Source organism: Neobacillus sp. B24, assembly GCF_055381825.1.
This window is the reverse complement of record NZ_AP035777.1, coordinates 2703638-2725518: the sequence shown is the minus strand read 5'-3', so window position 1 is coordinate 2725518 and position 21881 is coordinate 2703638. Positions and strand designations below refer to the sequence as shown.

19 protein-coding genes are annotated in these 21881 nt (G+C 41.9%); 4 read left to right on the top strand and 15 right to left on the bottom strand.

Features of this window, described 5'->3' with window-relative positions:
- Positions 1 to 50 precede the first annotated feature (50 nt).
- From ACZ43M_RS13485 to ACZ43M_RS13460, 6 genes are all read right to left on the bottom strand, one after another.
- Positions 51 to 800 (bottom strand): hypothetical protein, encoded by a 750-nt coding sequence (locus ACZ43M_RS13485; protein WP_464503075.1) that lies wholly within the window; start codon positions 798 to 800, stop codon positions 51 to 53.
- Positions 801 to 898: 98 nt separating this feature from the next.
- Positions 899 to 3340 (bottom strand): DNA topoisomerase IV subunit A, encoded by a 2442-nt coding sequence (gene parC, locus ACZ43M_RS13480; protein ID WP_464503074.1) that lies wholly within the window; start codon positions 3338 to 3340, stop codon positions 899 to 901.
- Positions 3337 to 5316, bottom strand: coding sequence for a DNA topoisomerase IV subunit B (gene parE / locus ACZ43M_RS13475; RefSeq protein WP_464503073.1), 1980 nt, complete (start codon positions 5314 to 5316; stop codon positions 3337 to 3339). The genes parC and parE overlap by 4 nt, the downstream gene beginning before the upstream one ends.
- Before the next feature lie 286 nt (positions 5317 to 5602).
- Positions 5603 to 6019 carry a CoA-binding protein gene (locus tag ACZ43M_RS13470; RefSeq protein WP_464503072.1) on the bottom strand — a complete coding sequence of 139 codons (417 nt, stop codon included), beginning with the start codon at positions 6017 to 6019 and terminating at the stop codon, positions 5603 to 5605.
- 104 nt (positions 6020 to 6123) lie between these two features.
- Positions 6124 to 7011, bottom strand: a complete 888-nt coding sequence (locus ACZ43M_RS13465; protein ID WP_464503071.1) for a sensor histidine kinase — start codon at positions 7009 to 7011, stop codon at positions 6124 to 6126.
- Between the two features lie 268 nt (positions 7012 to 7279).
- Positions 7280 to 9019 carry a glycosyl hydrolase family 18 protein gene (locus ACZ43M_RS13460; RefSeq protein ID WP_464503070.1) on the bottom strand — a complete coding sequence of 580 codons (1740 nt, stop codon included), beginning with the start codon at positions 9017 to 9019 and terminating at the stop codon, positions 7280 to 7282.
- 154 nt (positions 9020 to 9173) lie between these two features.
- Here ACZ43M_RS13460 and plsY point away from each other — a divergent pair, with 154 nt between their 5' ends.
- The 4 genes from plsY (at position 9174) to ACZ43M_RS13440 (ending at position 12144) form a co-directional block, all read left to right on the top strand.
- Positions 9174 to 9773 (top strand): glycerol-3-phosphate 1-O-acyltransferase PlsY, encoded by a 600-nt coding sequence (gene plsY / locus ACZ43M_RS13455; RefSeq protein WP_464503069.1) that lies wholly within the window; start codon positions 9174 to 9176, stop codon positions 9771 to 9773.
- A gap of 123 nt (positions 9774 to 9896) precedes the next feature.
- A complete protein-coding gene (locus tag ACZ43M_RS13450) occupies positions 9897 to 10067 on the top strand; it encodes a hypothetical protein (protein ID WP_464503068.1) in 171 nt (56 codons plus the stop codon).
- A 126-nt stretch (positions 10068 to 10193) separates the two neighbouring features.
- On the top strand, positions 10194 to 11342 hold the full coding sequence (locus ACZ43M_RS13445) for a CapA family protein (RefSeq protein ID WP_464503067.1): 1149 nt from the start codon (positions 10194 to 10196) through the stop codon (positions 11340 to 11342).
- Positions 11343 to 11382: 40 nt separating this feature from the next.
- On the top strand, positions 11383 to 12144 hold the full coding sequence (locus tag ACZ43M_RS13440; protein ID WP_464503066.1) for a CPBP family intramembrane glutamic endopeptidase: 762 nt from the start codon (positions 11383 to 11385) through the stop codon (positions 12142 to 12144).
- 17 nt (positions 12145 to 12161) lie between these two features.
- On the opposite strand, the gene ACZ43M_RS13435 is transcribed toward ACZ43M_RS13440, so the two are convergent.
- The 9 genes from ACZ43M_RS13435 to acnA form a co-directional block, all read right to left on the bottom strand.
- Complete coding sequence (locus ACZ43M_RS13435; RefSeq protein ID WP_464503065.1) at positions 12162 to 12479, bottom strand: hypothetical protein; 318 nt, start codon at positions 12477 to 12479, stop codon at positions 12162 to 12164.
- Positions 12480 to 12493: 14 nt separating this feature from the next.
- Complete coding sequence (locus ACZ43M_RS13430) at positions 12494 to 12922, bottom strand: acyl-CoA thioesterase (protein WP_464503064.1); 429 nt, start codon at positions 12920 to 12922, stop codon at positions 12494 to 12496.
- A gap of 5 nt (positions 12923 to 12927) precedes the next feature.
- Positions 12928 to 15237, bottom strand: a complete 2310-nt coding sequence (locus ACZ43M_RS13425; RefSeq protein WP_464503063.1) for an AAA family ATPase — start codon at positions 15235 to 15237, stop codon at positions 12928 to 12930.
- Between the two features lie 120 nt (positions 15238 to 15357).
- Complete coding sequence (gene tlp / locus ACZ43M_RS13420) at positions 15358 to 15585, bottom strand: small acid-soluble spore protein Tlp (protein WP_464503062.1); 228 nt, start codon at positions 15583 to 15585, stop codon at positions 15358 to 15360.
- A 182-nt stretch (positions 15586 to 15767) separates the two neighbouring features.
- Positions 15768 to 15908, bottom strand: a complete 141-nt coding sequence (locus ACZ43M_RS13415; RefSeq protein WP_464503061.1) for an acid-soluble spore protein N — start codon at positions 15906 to 15908, stop codon at positions 15768 to 15770.
- Positions 15909 to 15975: 67 nt separating this feature from the next.
- The gene (locus ACZ43M_RS13410) at positions 15976 to 16107 is read right to left on the bottom strand and encodes an FbpB family small basic protein (protein WP_464503060.1); all 132 of its coding nucleotides are present in this window, start codon (positions 16105 to 16107) and stop codon (positions 15976 to 15978) included.
- Between the two features lie 262 nt (positions 16108 to 16369).
- Complete coding sequence (locus ACZ43M_RS13405) at positions 16370 to 16906, bottom strand: redoxin domain-containing protein (RefSeq protein ID WP_464503059.1); 537 nt, start codon at positions 16904 to 16906, stop codon at positions 16370 to 16372.
- Positions 16907 to 16981: 75 nt separating this feature from the next.
- Entirely contained in the window at positions 16982 to 18679 is a 1698-nt protein-coding gene (gene abc-f / locus ACZ43M_RS13400; RefSeq protein ID WP_464503058.1) for a ribosomal protection-like ABC-F family protein, read from the bottom strand.
- 484 nt (positions 18680 to 19163) lie between these two features.
- Positions 19164 to 21869, bottom strand: a complete 2706-nt coding sequence (gene acnA, locus ACZ43M_RS13395; protein WP_464507903.1) for an aconitate hydratase AcnA — start codon at positions 21867 to 21869, stop codon at positions 19164 to 19166.
- Positions 21870 to 21881: the final 12 nt, after the last annotated feature.

The following is a 21881-nucleotide window of genomic DNA, read 5'->3' as shown; positions in this document are numbered from 1 at the left end:
TATATTCTCGCAGGTAAGCTTCGTCAATTTTTAAATAAAAAAACACAGGGTTATTGATCCCTGTGTTGTTTAACCTCAACATTGATTGCCTGCCATTTTCCGTCCACAAACGACCAGGTTGATTCCACGTAAGCAATTGTATCAGCATTTGCGATACCAGCAACCCTCTGAACACCTTTTAAGCCAAGTTTGCCGTCCATTAACGTTATTGGTTCCATGCTGCTATAGGCATTGACCATTAACTCCATTGGTTCATTTAACTTTCCTTTAACATACAACCCCATTTTATTATAATATTTCTTCCGATCTTTTAAGTTAAAAACATATGATTTACCAGTTGCTTTTACCTTTATTTCGGCCTTATATCCGTTTAAAAAATTTGTGTCCATTTCCAACGGTTCCGGGACAGTTAAGTCAGTTACAGTAAAACCCTTCAGTGTATATAAATAGTTCACGATAATCCCGCCGCTGCCACCCGTTTCAACAGTAACGAATAGATCGTTCAGGCCGTCATGATTGGAATCTACCAGTTTCAGCCCTGCTTTAGCGCCGCTTTCAAACGGAATCTTATATGTTTTTCCGTTTGAAGCTTTTACTTCGATATAGATTTCTTTTAAATAACCAGCTTCATCCTGATAGGCTATACCCTGCAACAAAATGTCATCAACCTTGCCGTCTCCAGTGATATCTGCTGTTTCCCTGGAGATGGTTACAATCTTGTTATTTTCTTCGATGGCATAGACCACTGTAGTCGAGATCAAAAAGAATGCTGCCATCGCAAGAAGCAATTCCTTCCTCATTTTTTACCCCTCCCATAATCAAGTAATAGTTAGTATGCCCAATTATGGAAAAAAGATGAAAAAACAGGAACCACTTTCGTGAGGTTCCTGTTTGCTTATTATTCAGATGGCTTCTCTGGTGCCGGAACTTTCCATAGGGAGGTGACTTTCCCGTTTTCTCCTTCATCCAGAACAAACGAACCGTTGGAGTACCGGTCACTAAAGTGAATTTCGCCTGTCTTTAATGTCTCGATATGTCCTTTTTCCGTCAAAATGAAAATTTCATCTTCGTCTTTAGCTGTGACAAAACCGGTAATCTTGTGCGGATTTGCTTTTAATTCACGAAGAATTACAACACCGCGTTTCGCCCTAGATGCAATTTCAAACTCAGATAATTTCATTCGTTTAACGGCACCGCGCTGGGTAGCTACCACGATAGTTTCTTTACTGCCTTGGCTCAGGAGTTGGCCGCTGACGATATAATCGCCATCTTTCAGATTCATTCCTTTTACGCCGGCAGCACGAACACCGACAATACTAATTTCCTCTTCGGCAAACCATAAGGCGTAACCGAAATGGGAAATGAGGAAAATCTCCTTGCTGCCATCGGTCAGATGGACATCGACAACCTGGTCATCTTCCTTCAGATTGACAGCCACCAGCGGTTTGGAATGCCGCTGTGCTTTATATTGCTTCAAATCCGTTTTCTTGGCCATTCCATTCTTCGTGATAAACACTAAGAATGCGTCGGATGCTTCAAAATCTTTAATAGGAATGGCCTTGATGATCTCTTCATCCCGGTCAATCGGGATAATATTGGCAATATGCTGTCCCATGTCCTTCCAACGAATATCAGGAAGCTCATGAACCGGACAATAAAGGTAATTGCCATTATTCGTAAACAGAAGAAGAACGTCCTGTGTATTCATCTCAAGCTTTGCAAGCAGCCGATCTGATTCCTTCATCGCTAGGTCCTGACCATTGGAGGCGGCAAACGAACGTTGGCTTGTCCGTTTTACATAACCATGCTCGGTTATGGTTACGATGACATCTTCACTAGGGACCAAGACTTCCAGATTGATTTTAATTTCTTCAATTTCCGCTTGTATTTTGGAACGGCGCTCATCAACAAAACGTTTTCGCACGTCTTTCAATTCTTTTTTGATAACCAAGGCAAGCTTTTTCTCGCTTTCCAAAATACTTGTAAGCTCCTCAATTTTTTTTGCCAATTCCTTCGCTTCATTCCTTAAAGCGGTAATGTCTGTATTGGTTAAGCGATAAAGCTGTAAGGAAACAATCGCTTCTGCCTGCGGCTCTGTAAAAGCAAACTTGGCGATTAAGTTATCCTTGGCATCACGCTTGTCCTTTGATGCCCTGATAGCGGCAATAACTTCATCCAAGATGGATAGAGCCTTCATCAAGCCTTCCACAATATGCTGGCGTTCCTTCGCTTTCGCCAAATCAAATTTAGTTCTTCTTGTGACGACTTCCTTTTGATGTCCAATATAGGCATCAAGCAGTTCGCGCAATCCCATAAGCTTTGGCCGCTTGTTAAATATCGCAACCATATTAAAGCTATAGGTTACCTGCAGGTCACTATTTTTAAATAAAAACGCTAAAATGCCCTCGGCATCGGCATCTTTTTTTAATTCAATGACAATCCTTAATCCGGTCCGGTCGGTTTCGTCACGCACCTCGGAAATTCCTTCGACTTTACGATCATACCGTAATTCATCGATTTTTTTCACCAGATTCGCTTTGTTGACCTCATACGGAATTTCTGTAATAACGATTTGCTGCTTGCCGCCTCTGAGCTCTTCAATGTCGGTTTTTCCGCGAACGATAATTTTGCCTTTACCAGTTTCATAGGCTTTTTTGATGCCCTCAAGCCCTTGAATAATTCCCCCAGTTGGGAAATCAGGGCCCTTGATCACGGTCAATAATTCATCCACAGACACCATGGGATTATCCATTCTCATGATGACTGCATCAATGACTTCTCCTAGGTGATGCGGCGGGATATCAGTCGCATAACCAGCAGAAATACCGGTAGAGCCGTTCACGAGCAAATTTGGAAACGCAGCAGGCAGAACGGTTGGTTCCTTGGATGTATCATCAAAGTTTGGAATGAATTCAACGGTATCTTTTTCAATATCACGCATGAGCTCTGCCGAAATGGCGGAAAGACGCGCTTCTGTGTATCGCATTGCGGCCGGCGGGTCACCGTCGACACTGCCGTTGTTTCCGTGCATTTCAATAAGCATATTACGAAGCTTCCAATCTTGGCTCATCCGAACCATTGCCTCATATACAGAGGAGTCGCCATGCGGGTGGTAGTTACCGATAACGTTACCTACGGTTTTGGCCGCTTTTCGGAAACCTTTGTCATGGGTATTGCCCTCAACATGCATAGCATATAGGATTCTTCGCTGGACCGGCTTAAGTCCATCTCTGGCATCAGGCAAGGCCCGTTCTTGAATAATATATTTACTATAGCGGCCGAAACGGTCGCCAATAACATCTTCTAAAGGTAAGTCGCGAAATTTTTCTGTTGCACTCATCCTTCTTGCACCTCCTCAGATACGGAGATGTTTTCATTTTCCAAAATGTTATCATCTTCCTCTAAACCAAAGGCAACATTGCTTTCAATCCATTTGCGGCGCGGTTCGACTTTATCGCCCATAAGCGTCGTAACACGACGTTCCGCTCTAGCGATATCATCAATTTTTACCCGAATAAGCGTACGTTTTTCCGGGTCCATCGTTGTTTCCCACAGTTGGTCAGCATTCATTTCGCCAAGACCTTTATAACGCTGGATAATGTAGCCGCGGCCAACCTTCTTCATCGCAACTTGCAATTCCTGTTCATTCCAGGCATATTCAATGATCTCTTTTTTACCAGTACCCTTGCTTACTTTGTAAAGCGGCGGCAAGGCAATATAGACACGTCCGGCTTCGACGAGCGGCTTCATGTAACGGTAGAAGAACGTCAGCAATAATACTTGAATATGGGCCCCGTCCGTGTCGGCATCAGTCATAATAATAATTTTATCGTAGTTTATATCCTCAATATTAAAATCAGATCCGACACCGCCGCCGATCGTGTAGATCATCGTATTGATTTCTTCGTTTTTAAAAATGTCAGCAAGTTTAGCCTTTTCAGTGTTAATAACTTTACCTCTTAGCGGTAAAACTGCTTGGAAACGACGGTCACGGCCTTGCTTGGCGGAACCGCCCGCTGAATCACCCTCAACCAGATAAAGTTCATTCTTTTGCGGGTTCCGTGATTGTGCCGGTGTTAATTTACCGGACAGCATCGCCTCGGAACGTTTACGCTTTTTACCGCTTCTCGCATCCTCACGTGCTTTTCTTGCCGCCTCACGGGCTTGATAGGCCTTAATTGACTTTTTAACAAGCAGGGAGCTGATATCCGGGTTTTCTTCTAAAAAGTAGGACAGATGCTCAGAGACAACGGCATCAACGGCCGACCGGGCTTCACTCGTACCCAGTTTACCTTTCGTTTGTCCCTCAAATTGCAATAGCTGTTCCGGGATACGAACCGAAACAATCGCTGATAATCCTTCACGAACATCGGCTCCATCGAGGTTTTTATCTTTTTCTTTTAATAAACTAACCTTGCGGGCATAGTCGTTAAATACCCTTGTCATTGCCGTTTTGGCACCGACCTCATGCGTCCCGCCGTCTTTTGTCCTTACGTTGTTAACAAATGACAAGACATTCTCGGAATAGCCATCATTAAATTGAAAAGCAAAATCCACTTCAATTCCGTTTTGAGAGCCTTCAAAGCTGACAACGGGGTGAAGGGAATCCTTTTCTTCGTTCAAATAGGTGACGAACGCCTCGATTCCATTCTCATAATGGTACACTTCATGCAATTCGTTCCGCTCATCAATAATCTCTATTTTTAAGCCCTTAAGCAAAAAGGCCGACTCTCTTAACCTCTCACCAAGTGTTTCAAAATTATAGGTGGTGGTGGAGAAAATCGTCGGGTCCGGTTTAAAGTGAATCGTTGTTCCTGACTGATTCGTTTTGCCGATTTTTTCAAGCGTGGTGACTGGCTTGCCGCCATTCTCGAATCGTTGTTCATACGTAAAACCGTCACGCTTGATGGTTACAACTAACCATTCTGATAATGCGTTAACGACAGACGCGCCCACACCATGCAAACCACCGCTTGTCTTATAGCCGCCCTGGCCAAATTTTCCCCCGGCGTGGAGGATCGTTAGGATGACTTCTGGTGTCGGTTTCCCCATTTTATGCATACCCGTCGGCATACCGCGTCCTTTGTCGACGACGCTAATGGAATTATCTTTGTGTATTTTGACAATGATGTGATCACCAAAGCCTGCCAGCGCTTCATCCACCGCGTTGTCGACAATCTCGTAGACGAGATGATGAAGACCGCGGCCGTCGGTGCTGCCGATATACATACCAGGGCGCTTTCGGACTGCTTCAAGTCCTTCAAGCACCTGGATGGCATCATCATTGTAATCAAAAGCTTGCTGATTTCTTGCCACTAAAATACCCCTTTCATTCCCTCACAAAAAGAAACACATTTCTATTTTTAAGAAACTTTCATAATAAATTGTTTTTAAAATAGCGAATCCAATAATAAAAACCATTCGAGAACAAATGTTTGTTACTTAATTTTACCATAAGTTTCGAGTGTGTCTAAGCTTTATTTTAGCGATTTATTTTGATTTGGCAAATATGTATTTTAAACCAACAGTATTTTGACATATGTTTTTGACGATAAAAAAATAAAAAAGCTGCCTCATTTTGTGCAGCTTTTCGAGAAAATTATTAATCCCTGGTATAGGCGTGCATTACCTTAATACAGCGGTCCATGATGACGGTGTAACCTTTTTCTTTCAAGAAATGGTAGGCGTCTTCATTAACGAGACCTTGCTGAGCCCAAAAAACATCTGCATCTATTTCAACAAATTCTTTGGCAACATCCAATAATTGCTCGGAACGACGGAAAACGTTCACGATATCGATATGCCCCTCAATATCCTTTAACGACGCCACCGCTTTGACTCCCAAAGCTTCGTCAATCGTAGGATTAACTGGGATAATCTCGTAACCTGCTTGCTGCATAACCTCGGAAACTTGATAGGATGTCCGATCTGGATTATTGCTTAACCCCACAACCGCGATTCTTTTCGCTTTTTTTAGAATTGCCCCGATTTCTTCTAAGCTTGGATTTTCAACGGCCATTTTTTTCACTCCTATGGTATGTATTTCCTTTATTTTACCTTTATTTCAGAAAAATATATAATAAAAAGCTTCCGAATAGCTCGGAAGCCCACTTGGCAACCTAGTTAAAAATCTGATTTGACTGCTGCCGTAACCTTTGGAACGTATAAGGTAAAACGGGCACCATTTCCGGTGCTTTCAACAGTAACCTGACCATTCATGTTTTCCATGATTTTTTTGGTCATATAAAGACCAAGGCCCGTGCCATGCGGTTTTGTCGTAAAATAAGGAGCAAAAATTGTTTTCAACAGACTGGGTTCAATCCCGCCGGCATTATTAGTAAATTCCGCTGTAATGAACTGGTCTGTTTCTCCGATTTTAATAGCTAAAATCCGGTTGCTTCTTCCTGATTCAATAAAGGCATCACGGGCATTGGTTAAAATATGCAAGACAACCTGACTAAATTCGTTTGGATAGCCAAAGGCGGGCTGCTGCCCTCGATATTCAAATTCCACCTCAATTCTATGATCGTTGAGGCTCGGGGTAAAAATAAACAAGGCGTCTTCGATGGCATCTCCGACGGAAAAAGTTGATTTGTCATAATCCTGCTTATAAAATTTTCGAAAATCATTAATAGCGCGTGACATCAGATTGATTTGCATCATGCTTTCACGGGTAAATCGATCAATGAATGGCCCATCAATTTCACCGAATTCATCGGCCTCTTTTACATCCTGAATAAGATGTGATAGGCTTTTTAACGGCCGGCGCCACTGCTGGCCGATGGTCGTGATCATCTCTCCCATTGCCACAAGCCTTGCCTGTTGGATCAGGATTTGATCCTTTTCTCTGTTTTTGGCGATTTCACGCTGCAGTTGTTCCTCTAGCCGGCGATTAATAGCCTCGTATTTCTCCGCCAGTTCCCGTTCAGTCATTTCTGTTACTGCTGCACTTTTCATAAGCTCACTTCCGTTATGTTCAGATTGGTAATAATCGATGAAAGTTTTGGCCATGGTGGTCACATCTTATCGGGTTTATATGAAAAACCGACCAAATCTGGATGGATGATGGCCGGTTAAACTATTCACTCTGTGTTTTGATGTACTTAAATTATAGGTTTTTCGCTATATGAGAATCTACAAGTTAACAAATGGTTTGAAAATTCTCCATACTTTTGTAAAGAATTTGACCTTAAATCTTCTTAATTTCTAGGAAAATCTTCCCTGTTTATTTTCCTTTGCAGTTGCTTTGTATATCTAAAAAAACCGGCAATTCGCCGGTTTAATCGTTTTGTGTCACTGTCGTATCAGTCTTAAGGTTTAAAGCAGTCCAGGCGGTTTGGTCGCCAAATTGTCTCGACCAGCTGGCTACCCCTGCCAACCCATGTTTCATTGCGAGATCTGCCCGTTTTTTCAATGACATCTCATCTTCAATCCAAATTTTATAAGTGGCATTCTCACCTTCAGAATAGTATTCGGCATAGTTTTGGCCAGACTCTTCATCATACACCGGCTGCAATCCATTTTCCGCCAGCCATGCTTTCACCTTATCCATTGATAGCGCAGTGGCGGTCACTTCTGCTGTACCATCAGCACCGGTTTGTTCCTTCCATAGTCTTGCATACAAAGGCACACCGAGGACCAGTTTTTCCTTAGGTACCTCAACCAGCAGATTTTCCAGATTTCTCTCTACCCATGGGAAACTCGAAACACTTCCTGGGCCAGAAGATTGGGTGTGCTCATCATAGGCCATTACTACCAAATAATCTACAATTTCTGCAAGCTTGGGACGTTCATAAAAAGATGACCAATTATTGTTTTCGCCAGCGGCAAAGGTAATATCCATCGAAACAATCAACCCCGCTTCATGCAAGTATGGAGCAGCTTCGCGCATCAACTGAGTAACGAGCGGCCCATCCTCAGGATTAACATTTTCAATATCAAAGTTAATCCCGTTCAGCTGATAAAGCTGACCAAAGTGTAGCAATTGCCGAATAATGTTTTTTCTCGTTTCAAAGTTTTCCAAGGCTTCATGGGTGAGCTGCGGGTCAAAAGCATTGGAAAATACGCCCCAAACCTGATACCCCTTGCCTTGAGCCCATTTGCTATATTCCAATGACGCTAGATTTTTTATAGAGCCATCACCACCACCTAGTGAGAACCAAGTTGGCGAAACAACATTGACACCGGCCATTTCCGGTATTTGCGAGGCTTTTGGGTTTTTCGTATAAACCGCTTCCCATGTTAAATGAATCGGTCCGTTGATTTTTGGGACCGAGACAGACTTCTGTTCTCGGGTAACCTCAATCCTTACAGGTTCTCCCTTTGTTACATAGTCTTTTTTGATATATCCGGCGACTCCATTGCTTTTTCTGACAAAATAATAGTCTTCTTTCTCACTTTCAATCGTGACAGCTTCGTTTTGCTTCATTTCCGTGACATATGGTGTTTGCAAGGAAGCGCCTGTACGCAGCCTTAACTTTTCGTTATCAATATCCCTTTCTATCACTCTGCCGGAGATAAATTGCTCCCCATCACTTTGAATCAGAATTGCTTGACTCTCGGGCAAATTCTGGTATTGAATTTGGTAAAATGGCAGGATGGCATCCAAGCCAACAAAAATCTCTCCGTTCCTTGATACAATCGGTGAAAGCTGCAAATTGACCGGCTGTTCATTGACAAAATAAGTTAACGAATCAGTTGGCATCTGCACAACCTTATCCTTTGTTGTAATAATCACCGATTTTGATTTTTCGTCAAAAACGATGCTTGGGTCTAGCTGCTCCTTTAAAAAATTTAATGGAACAAATGTAGTGTTTCCTTCAACTAGAGCATTGCTTTGCTGCTTCCCGTTGTAAACAATCGGATACTTACCGTTAAAATAAGTCTTTTTTTCTTGTGAAGCAAATGGATATAATAATAGAGTAATCGAAGAAATAACTAGGAATAGTCCGCAAGCAAGACCCGCGAATAGCCATTTTTTGGATCGTTTTTGATTTTTTTGCATGTCTGTATGTAACAATTCTCTCACTCCCGTATTTATCGTACGGTATGAAGTAGAAAATGGAAAGAAATAATTATAAATTCTTAAAGATGAAAAGGAGAAGATAGTGTTTTTTGAAAAATCCATGGTAAAATAAAAGAACCTGAATTTTTGACTGAAGGAGTTATTATTAATGATTCAAATTATTCTAGTCTTGGTCCTTGCCTACCTGCTTGGTTCCATTCCCTCTGGCTTAATCATTGGAAAAGTCTTTTATAAAACCGATATCCGCCAGCATGGTAGCGGAAATTTAGGTGGAACGAATACATTTCGGACACTCGGTGTAAAAGCAGGTTTAATTGTAACAACTGCGGATATATTGAAAGGAACTTTGGCATCCGCTCTGCCTTTACTTCTTAACGTAGATATCCACCCATTATTGCCTGGTGTTCTGGCTGTTTTAGGACATACCTATCCGATCTTTGCCGGATTCCGCGGTGGGAAAGCGGTCGCAACCTCCGGAGGCGTTCTGCTATTTTATGCACCACTGTTATTTGTCACACTGTTAGTAGCATTTTTTATTAGTCTGTCGCTCACGAAATACGTTTCCTTGTCTTCGATGATCGCAGGCATAGTGGCTGTTTTATATGTCCTAACGACTGGAATGATTCAAAGTATGGACATCCCCTTGCTAATCGCAATCATTCTATTGGCTTCATTCGTTATTTACCGTCACCGGGCAAATATTAAGAGAATAAAGAATAAAACTGAACCAAAAATCAGTTGGTTGTAAAAGGGGCCTCAAGAAGGTCCCTTTTACTATTCAAGAAACTTTCATTTTTCTTCCAGTTACGCAGTAAAAATTAAAGTAAACTTAAGTTATAAATACTGTACTCATTCTGGAGGGGAACAAAAGATGCCAAGTACGAAACAGGAATATACTTTTTCAACCGTTGTTTCCGATAGCACTGATGCCAATGAATTTATTATTGAATTTTATCCTGACAATGCTGCTGAAGGCTCTCCATTTAAAATAACGAAGAATTTTGATGAATTAATCGATTTCTTAAATGAATTAGAAAATTAGATTGGTATGAAGCGGGGGCCCGTCATAAAGGTCCTCGTTTTTATTATTTTTAAAATTATTCCAAAATTATAAATAATCAACTATAGTAGTAGTAAGATAGTAAATTTCAATAATATTGGAGGGTCTATGAAAAAAAGAGCACTTCTTTCATCTTTTATCATGATTATCGGCTGCAGCCTTCTAGCCTCCTTCCTCCTTGTCCAACAACTTAGACATCCAAAGCAGCCTGTCATCGCAAAAGCTGCAGCTATTCATCAACCGCGTTCATTTCAAACCATTCAGCATGACATTACGCAAAAAATAACGGTCGCTGCCATCGGCGATATTCTGATTCATAGCCCGCTTTTTCGAGATGCCTATAATGGGGCTACCTACGACTTTAATCCGATGTTCCAACAGGTTAAACCAATGCTGGAAGCACCGGATATTCTTACCGCAAACCAGGAAAGTATGCTGGGCGGTGTGAAATTGGGCCTGTCCGGATATCCCAGGTTCAATAGTCCACACCAAGTAGCTGATGCTCTCCAGGCAAATGGGATTGACATCGTCTCAACTGCTAATAATCACACATTGGATCGGGGCGAGAAAGGAATCCTTGCTGAAGCAGCTTATTTAAACGGCATCGGATTGCCCTATGTTGGCAGCTTTATTGATGCCGCCGACAGTAAGACATTGAGAATTATCGAAAAAAATGGAATCAAACTGGCGTTTCTTTCCTATACATACGGGACAAACGGGATTTCTGTTCCAAGGGGAAAAGATTTCTTAGTCAATCTCATCAACACCGAAAGAATTGCACAAGAAATAGAACGGGCCAAAGTTCAAGCCGATGTTGTCATCATGAGTATTCATTGGGGAATTGAATATCAGCGGAATCCTTCCAAGGAGCAAAAAGAGTTGGCAAGCTTTTTGGCCAATAAGGGCGTTGACATCATTTTTGGCTCACACCCCCATGTCCTGCAGCCGATGGAATGGATCCAAAGAGAAGATGGCCGAAAAACATTTGTCGTGTATTCATTAGGGAATTTCTTGTCAGCCCAAACCGGTCAGTATAAAGATATCGGCGGAATGGCCAGTATTGATATCTCTCTCTATAAATCCGGCACTGAACATATGGTTGAGCTGACGAATCCAGTCTTTTATCCAACATACGTTACGAAGATAAATAATCACTATCGCGTGGTCCCGCTCGAAACAGCGACAACAATTGGGCTGCCTAATGCAGTGGCAAAAAATAACGAAATTCAAGAACATATGGTACAATGGCTCCGATGAATCAATACAAATAGAACATGGGTTCACGGGCGATATTGGGATGGAGAACCGTTATTATATCGGCGTTTTAATAAGTGTTGCATTTACGATGATGCTTTTTCTGTTATCAAGAGGGATTTACACACCATTCTTTGTGTTACTGGTTTGTTTATTTCTGAGCATCATATTTCTAAAAGAAAATAATCGAATCTTCACCTGGATTCTGCTTGCCTTTTTCATTGGAAATGTAACTGCCGCCTATGGCGATCAATTCTTGGATAACTATCACCTCTCGCCAATGTCTAATGGTGTAATCAGTCAAATGCTTGGTCTGATTCCTATAGTGTTTGTACTTTATATTTTGAAGCAATTCAAGCAAAAAGTATGGCAAAGCCTTAGTGAACAAAGAGTAGCGGCATCGGTTTGGAAATGGTTCCTGATTTTTTCAGGTCTATTGCTTTTAGTTATTCTAGGAATGCTTTTCTTTCAAAAAGAAAACTTAAGTGCTAGAGCCATTTCATTTCTTCTGCTGCTTTCGATTATTCACGCTTTGGTGGATGAAGTGTTGTGGCGGGGATTACTTCTCCCTCAGTTTATGAAAACAATAGGGAAAACGTGGGGGTTGATGGTGTCAAGTATCGCTTTCGGATTAAGTTCGACGATGTTTGGTATATCAGTCCAAATTAGCATCCTCTATATCCTGTTGGGCTTCCTGTTCACTTTTTTAACACTGAAAACAAACAGCATCCTTCCTGCCTTTGTAGTTCATAGTTTGGTTACAATCATTATTTTATTGAGCGGTATGGTAATACTGCCAATATGAAAAAACGAGGGCATACACTAGTCTTTGTGTATGTCCTCGCTTTTCTCCCAAATATGTTGGAATTGCCCTTCCTGCAGCAGGATCTCCTTTTGCTTTGGTCCAATTAAATCGAAGTGAGAATAGCCGTCCTTACGATGGTCAATCCACTCCTTTTTCAGACCATATTTCTCCCCCCATTGTGCGAGCTTGTCAAGGTCCGCACAACCAACCTTCGTTACGGTTTTATACCCAGGGAAGCGGTCATCGAGCCAATAATGAGTTAGAAAGGCAATTTCGCCAGAGTCGATTTTCTCCTTCCATTGTGCCACGTCGCGTCTCTTAATCCCAAACGCCACTCTCGCCTCACCCTTCACTTCTTTTTAATTTCCTCGTATTTAAGAAACCATTCAGGGAATGCCTTCTTAAAGGATGTTGGTCTAAAATTATTCTTCTTCACAATAATATGAGTCGAAGTTCCCTCAGCGCATACTTCATCATTCCCATTGATAATTGAATAACCGTATATCGTTTTAATCCCATCATTGAGCTCTACCCATGTTTTAACAAACGCTTTGTCACCATAACGGAGCGGTTTCTTATAGGTTATTTGGATATCATAAACAGGAGCATAATATCCCGCCTCTTCCATTGACAAATAATTGTAGCCGAGGTCTTCGATCAAGCCTGTCCTGCCAAGCTCGAAAAACTTTAAATAGTTGGCATGATAAATCACGCCCATCATATCTGTATCGGCATAATAAAGCTGTATCTCTCTTGTCGAAATAAGATAATTATCCATTAACTCTACACTCCCTTTATTTTTTGCAAAGCCGCGGTTACATCCTCAGCATTCAGTATCAGCGCTTGTTCCAACAGACTTTCACTCTGGTCACCGATCATTAATCTGGCGGCCTGAGCCTGGATCATTTCATCGACCAAATTGGTTGCAAACCGGCCATTCCCCCGAGGCGTTTCTGTTTCAAGCGTATCTATTAGCAATTGTTTCGCTTCGTTTGTCAGACTGTATTGAAAACTGTCACCATAAGATTCGATAATCTGCAATAATTCTTCTGGTGAATAGTCCGGAAAGAAGAAGAATTTTTTGAACCGCGAACGCAAGCCGGGATTGCTTTCTAGCAGGGCATTCATTTCATTGTGATAACCGGCTAATATGACCACCAGGTTTTCGTTCTGCTTGGTCATTTCATCAACCAGTGTATCGATCACTTCTTTACCAAAATCTCCTGATGTTTGACTCAGCAGCGAATAGGCTTCATCAATAAAGAGTACGCCTCCAAGTGCTTCTCTAATTTTTCGCTTCGTTTTTTCTGCAGTTTGCCCCACATACCCTGCGACAAAATCAGCTCTGCTGGTTATGATTAAGTGGCCGCGCTTTAATAGCCCGCATTCCTTTAGCAGCTCCGAATAGATTTTAGCCACTGTTGTTTTTCCGGTCCCTGGGTTTCCGGTAAACACGGAATGCAGTTGAACTGGTACTGTCGGGAGACCATGATCTCGGCGAAACCGCTGCATTTTAACAAACGAAACCAATGAAGAAATTTCTGATTTTAACGTTTCCAGCCCGATTAATTTGTTAAGTTTTTCATTAGGTGATTCTGCCTTTTCTTGACGTTCGATGGTAAAGTCCGCTTTAGTTAGCAGCATATATTCCAGGAGCTCGTTCCCGCTTGTATCCGCCCCTTTTTTAAAAATCGCGTCCATGATAATATTATGGACTGTCCGAGCATTTCCGAATGTATCGTCCACTCGTTCCTTGTCAAGGCGATGACCTATTTCGCGCTTTGCATCAGAGGTTACGTAGTAATCGTTACCCAAGGCTGTTGCTTCAGCAATTTGAATTAATTCATCATTGGAATAATTCGGTAAATGGATAAAGTTCGATTGTGGAAACCGACTGCGCAGCCCGGGATTAGCATGTAAAAACGTCCGCATTTCCTCAGGGTAGCCTGCCAGAATAACAGCAAATTTACCGCCATATTCGTTGGAAGTCATCAAGGAAACGAGAGTATCGACAGCAGCTTGTCCGTAATCATTGCCCGTTTGCCCTTCACGCTTTAAGCTATAGGCTTCATCAATAAATAACACGCCGCCGACTGCCCGTTCCACAATCATCCTGACATTTTCCTCAGTCTGCCCGACAAAGGAACCGACAAGCTGCGAACGGTTTGTTTCGATTACTTCCTCCCGGGGCAGGACACCAAGCTCATGATAGATCTTGGCCAACAGCCTTGCCAAGGTGGTTTTTCCCGTCCCAGGATTTCCGGTTAAGACCATATTAAGGTTCATTGCATCTTTACTGGCAAAGCCAAGCTTTTTCCGTTGTTGCTGGTATTTTAAAAAACGGTAAAAGTCATTGACCCGTTTTTTGACTGACTCCATTCCGATTAATCCGTTTAATTGATCTAAAGCAGTCTTTTCAGCACTGGCAGGCTCATCCGCTGACGTTATAAAAAGCGGCTTCCACTTGGTCTTAATTTCTTCAACATTAGAAAGATGAAATTTTAAGTCATCGTAATAGGTGGCAGTATGAAAGACACCAGTAATCGATTGGTCATACTCCTCTGCCGCTTTCAACAAGCTCGTTGTTTCATTGATAGCAGAAGTTAATAACTCATAAAGCTTGCGGTAGGTTTGAAAAATATTTTTATCCATCATGGTCGAGGCAAGATCGAGTTTCCCCTCCAAAACTGGAAGCTGCTCCTCACCCTTTTGCAAGAATTTCTGGCACACACTTATGTACTGCTCTGATACTTTCTTTTTAGCCGTGCGGTTATCCGTTTCCCTAATGGCCGGAAAGGAGAGTGAGTCCAATATGTCTTTAAAGTCCAGCCAATCGCTGCGAACGAGGACCTCCCTGGCTTGTTTGTTCTCGGGGTTTAGAACGAGTGCTTTTTCGAGCAGTGTAGCTGCTAAAGGGTCCTGCGAATCCCGGCCAAGCCGTGACAGGGCCAATAATGTCAGCAGCCTTGAGGAAATCTTAACATCCTGTTCTTGACTAAAGGCTTCCAGGACGCGGCTTTCCTCTTTTATCACTCCGGCTTCATTTAGCTCGTTCTCCCACGAAAGGAGTTGCTGTTGTTCCTCTTGATTCATTCATTATCACATCACTATAAAAATTTCTTTCCCTATCTTACCACAAAGTTCCCGTTCCGGAGAAACAAACGGCATTAAAAAAGGACCCTCCCATTGGAACTGGTCCTTCTTCGTAATGAATTACTCCTGATTATGAGCCTCATCCTTGATTTCCGAACGGAATGAGTCGATGCTTTCGCGTCTGCGCTCATTTTTCTCTTGGATTTGCCGGCGCTGTGTATCGCTGTCCGTTAATGCCATTGACTCTTCCGCTGCCTCCATGTTTTGAATCGTATTCTCAATCATGTTTTGCAGCTTTTCAACATTATCACTGCGGTCATCAGGATTCGGTTTGTTTTTATAAGCCATTCGTAAATCCTCCTTGAAAATGTACTTACTACAGATATAGTTTGTATCGACAGCAAAAAAATATCACAGCAAAGTTTATCTGAATGGCTAAAAATTTCGCCATTTCGGTACATTAATTTGGCCGTTCTGGAAAAACAAAAAGACCCTCAGCCGATTAACAGCTAAGGGTCTATCATCAATGTTTATTCGCCTTTTGTTTGCATTACCTGGGCGTGTTCGCCAGATGTATCCTGCATTTGATTTCCTTTATTTGCAGACGATCTTCTAGGCTGTGTGCCTACATGTGAAGGTCTAAATCGTTTCGTTTGGTACCCTTTACCCATGGTCTAATCCCCCCTTAAGTACATTTTGTCCAAAGGGGCGATAAACGATAATTGGTAAACTTTTGGGTTACTCCGCTTTTCCGAGGCGCTTTGCTTCGATCCGCTCTTCAATTTTTTCCATTGCATCACGATCTTTTAAAAGTTGCGATTTATTTTCAGATACTAGTTCTGCAAAAGAACGTTTTCTTGGTTTTCTCATTTGTATCACCTTCCTTATGTACTATTGTAACAGTAATTATGCCCGGAAACGGTTGCAATTATTACAACTTTTTGAAAATTTCTTCGGTTTTTAGGATAATTTTTTCAAAATATTGTTTACTGTTGGATAAGCGTGGATTACTGTCGCATAAACGAGCTTAACTGTCGGATAAGTACCTTTATCTGTTGGATATGCGGATTTTACTGTCGGATGGAGTATTTCAATAAAAAAGACATTGGCGATATCCAATGTCTTCAAGTACCTATTTTAATTTACTTACCTGTTCCTTCATGTCCTCAAGCTTCATTGAACCAACAAATTTATGTTGAATTATTCCTTTACTGTCAATAAAGTAAGTGGTTGGAATCGAAAGGACATCGTATTGTCCGTTCACCACATCATCAGTATCCAAGGGAATTGGGAAGGTAATTTTATATTCATCAACAAATGCTTGAACATCCAATTGCGGGTCAATGTTTACTGCCAAAATGGTCACATCATCGCTAACTTCCTGATGGAATTTTTCCATATCAGGCATTTCCGCTTTACATGGCGGGCACCAAGTTGCCCAGAAGTTCAGCATTACTTTCTTCCCTTTTAAATCGGAAAGCTTTACACTTTCGCCAGTCAATGTTTTCAATTCAAAATCCGGGGCTTTTGAGCCTACTGCCGGGCCAGTTTGACTTGCTGCGGTCGGACTCGCGGTTTCGGGTTCTTCTGTATTTTTATTAACTGCTTGGACAATTGCTACGGTTAATAACGAAATTAACAACACGGCAGCAACTACTTTTTTCCACATCCCGAATCTCTCCTTCATTATTATCACTAAACTTGATTTTACACTATAAACCATGTGGAAACCAAGGCTGATGTGTTAATTCTGTGACAATTGCCTTTTTTGTTTTAATAGCGCTTGAAATTCTTGATCTAACACCTGATAGTTTGGATCTTTTCGGTCAATGGTCGATAACGCGCCGAGTACCGCTGCAATCTTTGTTTCAATTACTAACAATGTTTCTTGGTTTTCATCGACATTTTTAGTCTCTATATTATAATATTGCTCAGGTGTCATTTCCAAACGCTTGATTTGATGATGTTCAAACGCAAGCACCATATGCGAAAGCTTGTTTAAAAAATAATAATCATGTGAAACAGTGATAATCGTACCATTAAATTCATTCAATGTATGTTCAAGCTGTTCCCTGCTCGGCAGGTCGAGATGGTTGGTCGGTTCATCCAGAATCAGCACATCATACTCCTTCATGAGCATGTCAACAAGCTTAACTCGGGTCCGTTCACCGAGACTTAAGGTTCCGATAGGCTTTGTAATAAGCTGCTCTTTTAAACCTAAGTTCGCAAGCATTGTTCGGGCTTTAAAGATGCTTTCTTTGTCGGTAATATCTAGTGCTTCAATAGCAGTCTTCTCAACAGGCAAGTCTGAAACGTCCTGGCTTAAATAGGCAATTTTAAGGGATTCACTCGTCCAAAGTTCACCTGACGTGGCTGGCACCAGACCAAGTATCATCTTGATGAATGTTGTTTTACCACAGCCATTTTCACCAAGAATCCCAATTCGTTCGCCGTGATTAATGTAAAACTGTGAGTTCTCGAATAGCTTTCGTTCACTTAATGACATCCCTAGTTTACGCGCTTCAATAATTCTTTTTCCTCGTTTGCCCTCGCTGTCAAATTGAAAGCGAAGTTTTGCCTCTTCTAACGGCTTTTCCACTTTGTTTTTAACCAGTTCTTTTTCTAGCCGTTTTCTTTTCGATTTTACTTGATTGTCCACCTTTTTTGCCTTTACGCGATGGTATTCCTTAAACCCTTCTTCTTTTGTTGATGCACGGTGCGCTTTATCTGACCAATTGGCCAATTGCTCCATTTGTGCTTCAATCTTCTCGATTTGCCGTTGCTGGACTTCATATTGATGCTGTTTGTTCGCCCTAAGTTGGTCCTTTTGCTTGCGATAGGCGCTGTAATTTCCGTTGTAGATGTGGAGTTTTCCGGCTTCTAGTTCAAAAATCCTTGTAACAGACCTGTCAAGGAAGTGTCGGTCGTGCGAAATAATTAGGACTGTACCTTGGAATTTTTCAATTTCAGCTACTAACCAATTGACGCCATTTAGGTCAAGATGGTTTGTTGGTTCATCGAGAATCAAAATATCCGGGTTTGATGCCCAAATGCTGGACAAGGCAAGCTTTAATTTCTCCCCGCCGCTTAAATTAGCCAGCCTGTCTTCCTGCCAGTCATGAATCTTTTTTAGTCCAAGTTCACTAGCATGCTGATACACTTCTTTTACTTTTAGTGTTTCCTGAAAATCATTTACCTTATAGTCAATCGATTGCGAAAGATAGCCGATTTTTAGATTAGTTGCTTTTTCGATATTTCCGTTATCGGGAGTCTCCTTTCCAATAATCAGGTTGGCTAACGTAGTTTTACCGGTACCGTTATAGCCAACAAGACCGATTCTTTCCCCAAATTTAATATCAAACTGGACTTGATCCAGAATTTTACGCAGATTGAAGCTTTTTTCTAAACCTTTTACGTTTAAAATGACAGTATTTTTATTCATAAAAAAACCCCCTTCAAGCGAACCTGAAGAGAGTTTGTTGTCATTTTTAATAAGCACGCAAAATAAACCTTACATTACTGGTTTAAGTTTGTGTTTATATAATCAGGACATAAAAAAGGACAGATTAATCCCATTCTTCAGGTTCAACATATTTCATGTATTGAAATCATGTGCTGAAAAATAAGATTAAAACTTCATCGGCCTTTGTTTCATTCCTTTACGTGTTTGATAGTACCATTTTATTTGTAAAAAGCCGAAAATGTCAATGATTATCATAAAACTTAGCCGGAAAATGGGCCTCATTTTTGGATATCCGCGATTTTCCAGTGGATATCCGCGAAATTTTTCAAATATCCGCGAAACTTCAACTGATATCCGCGAAAAATTCATTATATCCGCGAAAATCACCAATATATCCGCGAACCCCATATTTTCAACCAAAAAAACACACCGTGCTCAAGGAGCATGGTGCGTCGTTTGTATATTATGCTTGTAATTTTTCACGTAATACCATTTGCAGGATGCCGCCGTGACGGTAGTAGTCAATTTCGACTTCAGAATCGAAGCGGACAACCACTTCAAATTCTTTCTTGCTGCCGTCTTCAGCAGTTGCTGTAACTTTTACAAGATCACGTGGTTTTACATTTTCGTCAACCTGGACTTCAAATGTTTCCTTACCAGTTAAACCAAGTGTTTCAGCGCTGTCGCCGTCTTTGAATTGAAGCGGCAGAACGCCCATTAACACAAGGTTAGAACGGTGGATACGCTCAAAGCTTTCAGCCAGTACAGTTTTGATGCCTAATAGGTTTGTACCTTTGGCAGCCCAGTCACGGGAAGATCCCATACCGTAGTCTTTGCCGGCAAGAACCATTAAGCCAGTGCCTTGCTCTTTGTACTTCATGCAAGCATCGTAAATGGACATAACTTCGCCCGTTGGCCAGTAAGTAGTGAAGCCGCCTTCTGTGCCAGGTGCGATTTGGTTACGAATACGGATGTTTGCAAACGTACCGCGCATCATAACTTCGTGGTTACCACGGCGGGAACCGTAGGAGTTGAAGTCGCGAGGCTGAACGCCTTTTTCTAATAAATATTTTCCAGCTGGAGTATTCTTGCCGATTGCTCCTGCAGGAGAAATATGGTCAGTTGTGACAGAGTCACCAAACTTACCAACGATACGAAGACCAGTGATTGGCTCAACTTGGCCTGGATCTTTAGATAAGCCTTCAAAGAATGGCGGGTTCGCAATATAAGTGGAATCTTCATCCCAAGTATAAAGCGGCTCATTGCTAGTTTTGATTTCGTTCCAGCGTTCGTTGTCACCAAACACATTCTCGTATTCTCTACGGAATAGCTCTGGTGTTACGGTACGCTTCACAACATCATTAACTTCTGCAGTTGTTGGCCAAATGTCCTTGAAGAACACGTCGTTGCCATCTTTGTCTTTACCAATTGGGTCTTTTTCAAAGTCAACATTGACTGTACCAGCTAATGCATAAGTAACGACTAACGGCGGTGATGCCAGGTAGTTAGCTTTTACTAGCGGATGGATACGTCCTTCGAAGTTACGGTTACCGGAAAGAACGGATGTAACTAATAGGTCGTTTTCTGCTACAGTTTTCTCGATTTCTTCTTTTAATGGACCGGAGTTACCGATACATGTTGTACAGCCGTAACCTACAAGGTTGAAGCCGATTTGCTCAAGGTATGGCAGCAAGCCGGAATCACGAAGATATCCAGTTACAACCTTGGATCCTGGAGCCAAAGAAGTTTTAACAAACTTAGGAACTTCCATTCCAAGTTCGACAGCTTTTTTCGCAACTAGTCCTGCACCTACTAGCACATATGGATTAGAAGTGTTAGTACAGCTAGTGATTGACGCAATCGCAACTGCACCAGTCTTCATTTCTACTTCGTCACCATTATTGAATTTAACAGTTGCAGACTTTTCAAGCTCATCAGCACCTAAACCGAAGCCTTGGTTGCCTTGAGGAGCAGAAACAGCCTTCACGAATTCTTCCTTCATTTTTGAAAGTGGAATTAAATCTTGCGGACGTTTAGGACCGGAAAGATTTGCTTCGATTTCAGCAAGGTCGATTTCGATTACATCAGTATAAACTGGCTCTTGAGTTGGATCGAAGAATAAGCCGTTTTCCTTGCAATATGATTCTACTACTTTAATTGCTTCTTCATCGCGGCCTGTTAAGCGCATATAAGCAAGAGACTCATCATCAATTGGGAAGAAACCACAAGTTGCGCCGTATTCAGGAGCCATGTTGGCAACAGTAGCACGGTCAGCAAGTGGCAATACAGATACACCAGGTCCGAAGAATTCTACGAACTTACCTACCACGCCATGCTTACGAAGAACTTGGGTAACTTTTAATGCAAGGTCAGTTGCAGTTGCTCCGTTTGGCAGTTCGCCAGTTAATTTAACACCAACAACCTCTGGTACTGGGAAGTAAGAAGGCTGGCCAAGCATGCCTGCTTCTGCTTCAATACCGCCAACGCCCCAGCCAAGAACGCCAAGACCGTTGATCATAGTTGTATGAGAGTCAGTACCAACAAGGGTATCTGGATACGCTTCTAGTTCACCGTCTACTTGGGCAACATGAACGACATCTGCCAAGTACTCAAGGTTAACTTGGTGAACGATACCTGTTGCAGGTGGAACTGCACGATAGTTGTTGAATGCTTTCTGTGCCCAGCTTAAGAACTGATAACGCTCGGCATTACGTTCGAATTCTAAATCCATATTTACTTTTAACGCGTTTTCATTTCCATATGCATCAACCTGTACAGAGTGGTCGATAACAAGGTCAACTGTTTTCTCAGGGTTGATTTTGTCTGGGTCGCCGCCAAGGTCAGCCATTGCTTTTCTTAGTGAAGCAAGGTCAACAACAGCAGGAACACCTGTGAAGTCCTGAAGGATAACACGGGATGGCTTGAATGGCACATCCACCTCTTTCAGTTCATTAGTTCCCCATTTTGCTAAGTTTTCAACGTGCTCTTTTGTGATCACACGGCCATCATATTGGCGAAGTACAGATTCAAGTAATACTTTTACGGAATATGGCAATTTTGATACGTTGCCAATGCCTGCTTCTTCCAAAGCGGCTAAACGGTAGTAGTGGTAGCTTTTTCCGTTTACGTCAAAGGAAGCACGGGCGTTAAATACATCATGTTTCACCATTTAATAAACCCC

What these genes read in the sequence shown, in the direction of transcription:
- ACZ43M_RS13485 (WP_464503075.1), bottom strand. Translation starts at nt 800, where the DNA reads ATGAGGAAGGAATTGCTTCTTGCGATGGCAGCATTCTTTTTGATCTCG.
- parC (WP_464503074.1), bottom strand. Translation starts at nt 3,340, where the DNA reads ATGAGTGCAACAGAAAAATTTCGCGACTTACCTTTAGAAGATGTTATT.
- ACZ43M_RS13470 (WP_464503072.1), bottom strand. Translation starts at nt 6,019, where the DNA reads ATGGCCGTTGAAAATCCAAGCTTAGAAGAAATCGGGGCAATTCTAAAA.
- ACZ43M_RS13465 (WP_464503071.1), bottom strand. Translation starts at nt 7,011, where the DNA reads ATGGCCAAAACTTTCATCGATTATTACCAATCTGAACATAACGGAAGT.
- plsY (WP_464503069.1), top strand. Translation starts at nt 9,174, where the DNA reads ATGATTCAAATTATTCTAGTCTTGGTCCTTGCCTACCTGCTTGGTTCC.
- ACZ43M_RS13450 (WP_464503068.1), top strand. Translation starts at nt 9,897, where the DNA reads ATGCCAAGTACGAAACAGGAATATACTTTTTCAACCGTTGTTTCCGAT.
- ACZ43M_RS13445 (WP_464503067.1), top strand. Translation starts at nt 10,194, where the DNA reads ATGAAAAAAAGAGCACTTCTTTCATCTTTTATCATGATTATCGGCTGC.
- ACZ43M_RS13440 (WP_464503066.1), top strand. Translation starts at nt 11,383, where the DNA reads ATGGAGAACCGTTATTATATCGGCGTTTTAATAAGTGTTGCATTTACG.
- ACZ43M_RS13430 (WP_464503064.1), bottom strand. Translation starts at nt 12,922, where the DNA reads ATGGATAATTATCTTATTTCGACAAGAGAGATACAGCTTTATTATGCC.
- ACZ43M_RS13425 (WP_464503063.1), bottom strand. Translation starts at nt 15,237, where the DNA reads ATGAATCAAGAGGAACAACAGCAACTCCTTTCGTGGGAGAACGAGCTA.
- tlp (WP_464503062.1), bottom strand. Translation starts at nt 15,585, where the DNA reads ATGGCTTATAAAAACAAACCGAATCCTGATGACCGCAGTGATAATGTT.
- ACZ43M_RS13415 (WP_464503061.1), bottom strand. Translation starts at nt 15,908, where the DNA reads ATGGGTAAAGGGTACCAAACGAAACGATTTAGACCTTCACATGTAGGC.
- ACZ43M_RS13410 (WP_464503060.1), bottom strand. Translation starts at nt 16,107, where the DNA reads ATGAGAAAACCAAGAAAACGTTCTTTTGCAGAACTAGTATCTGAAAAT.
- ACZ43M_RS13405 (WP_464503059.1), bottom strand. Translation starts at nt 16,906, where the DNA reads ATGTGGAAAAAAGTAGTTGCTGCCGTGTTGTTAATTTCGTTATTAACC.
- abc-f (WP_464503058.1), bottom strand. Translation starts at nt 18,679, where the DNA reads ATGAATAAAAATACTGTCATTTTAAACGTAAAAGGTTTAGAAAAAAGC.
- acnA (WP_464507903.1), bottom strand. Translation starts at nt 21,869, where the DNA reads ATGGTGAAACATGATGTATTTAACGCCCGTGCTTCCTTTGACGTAAAC.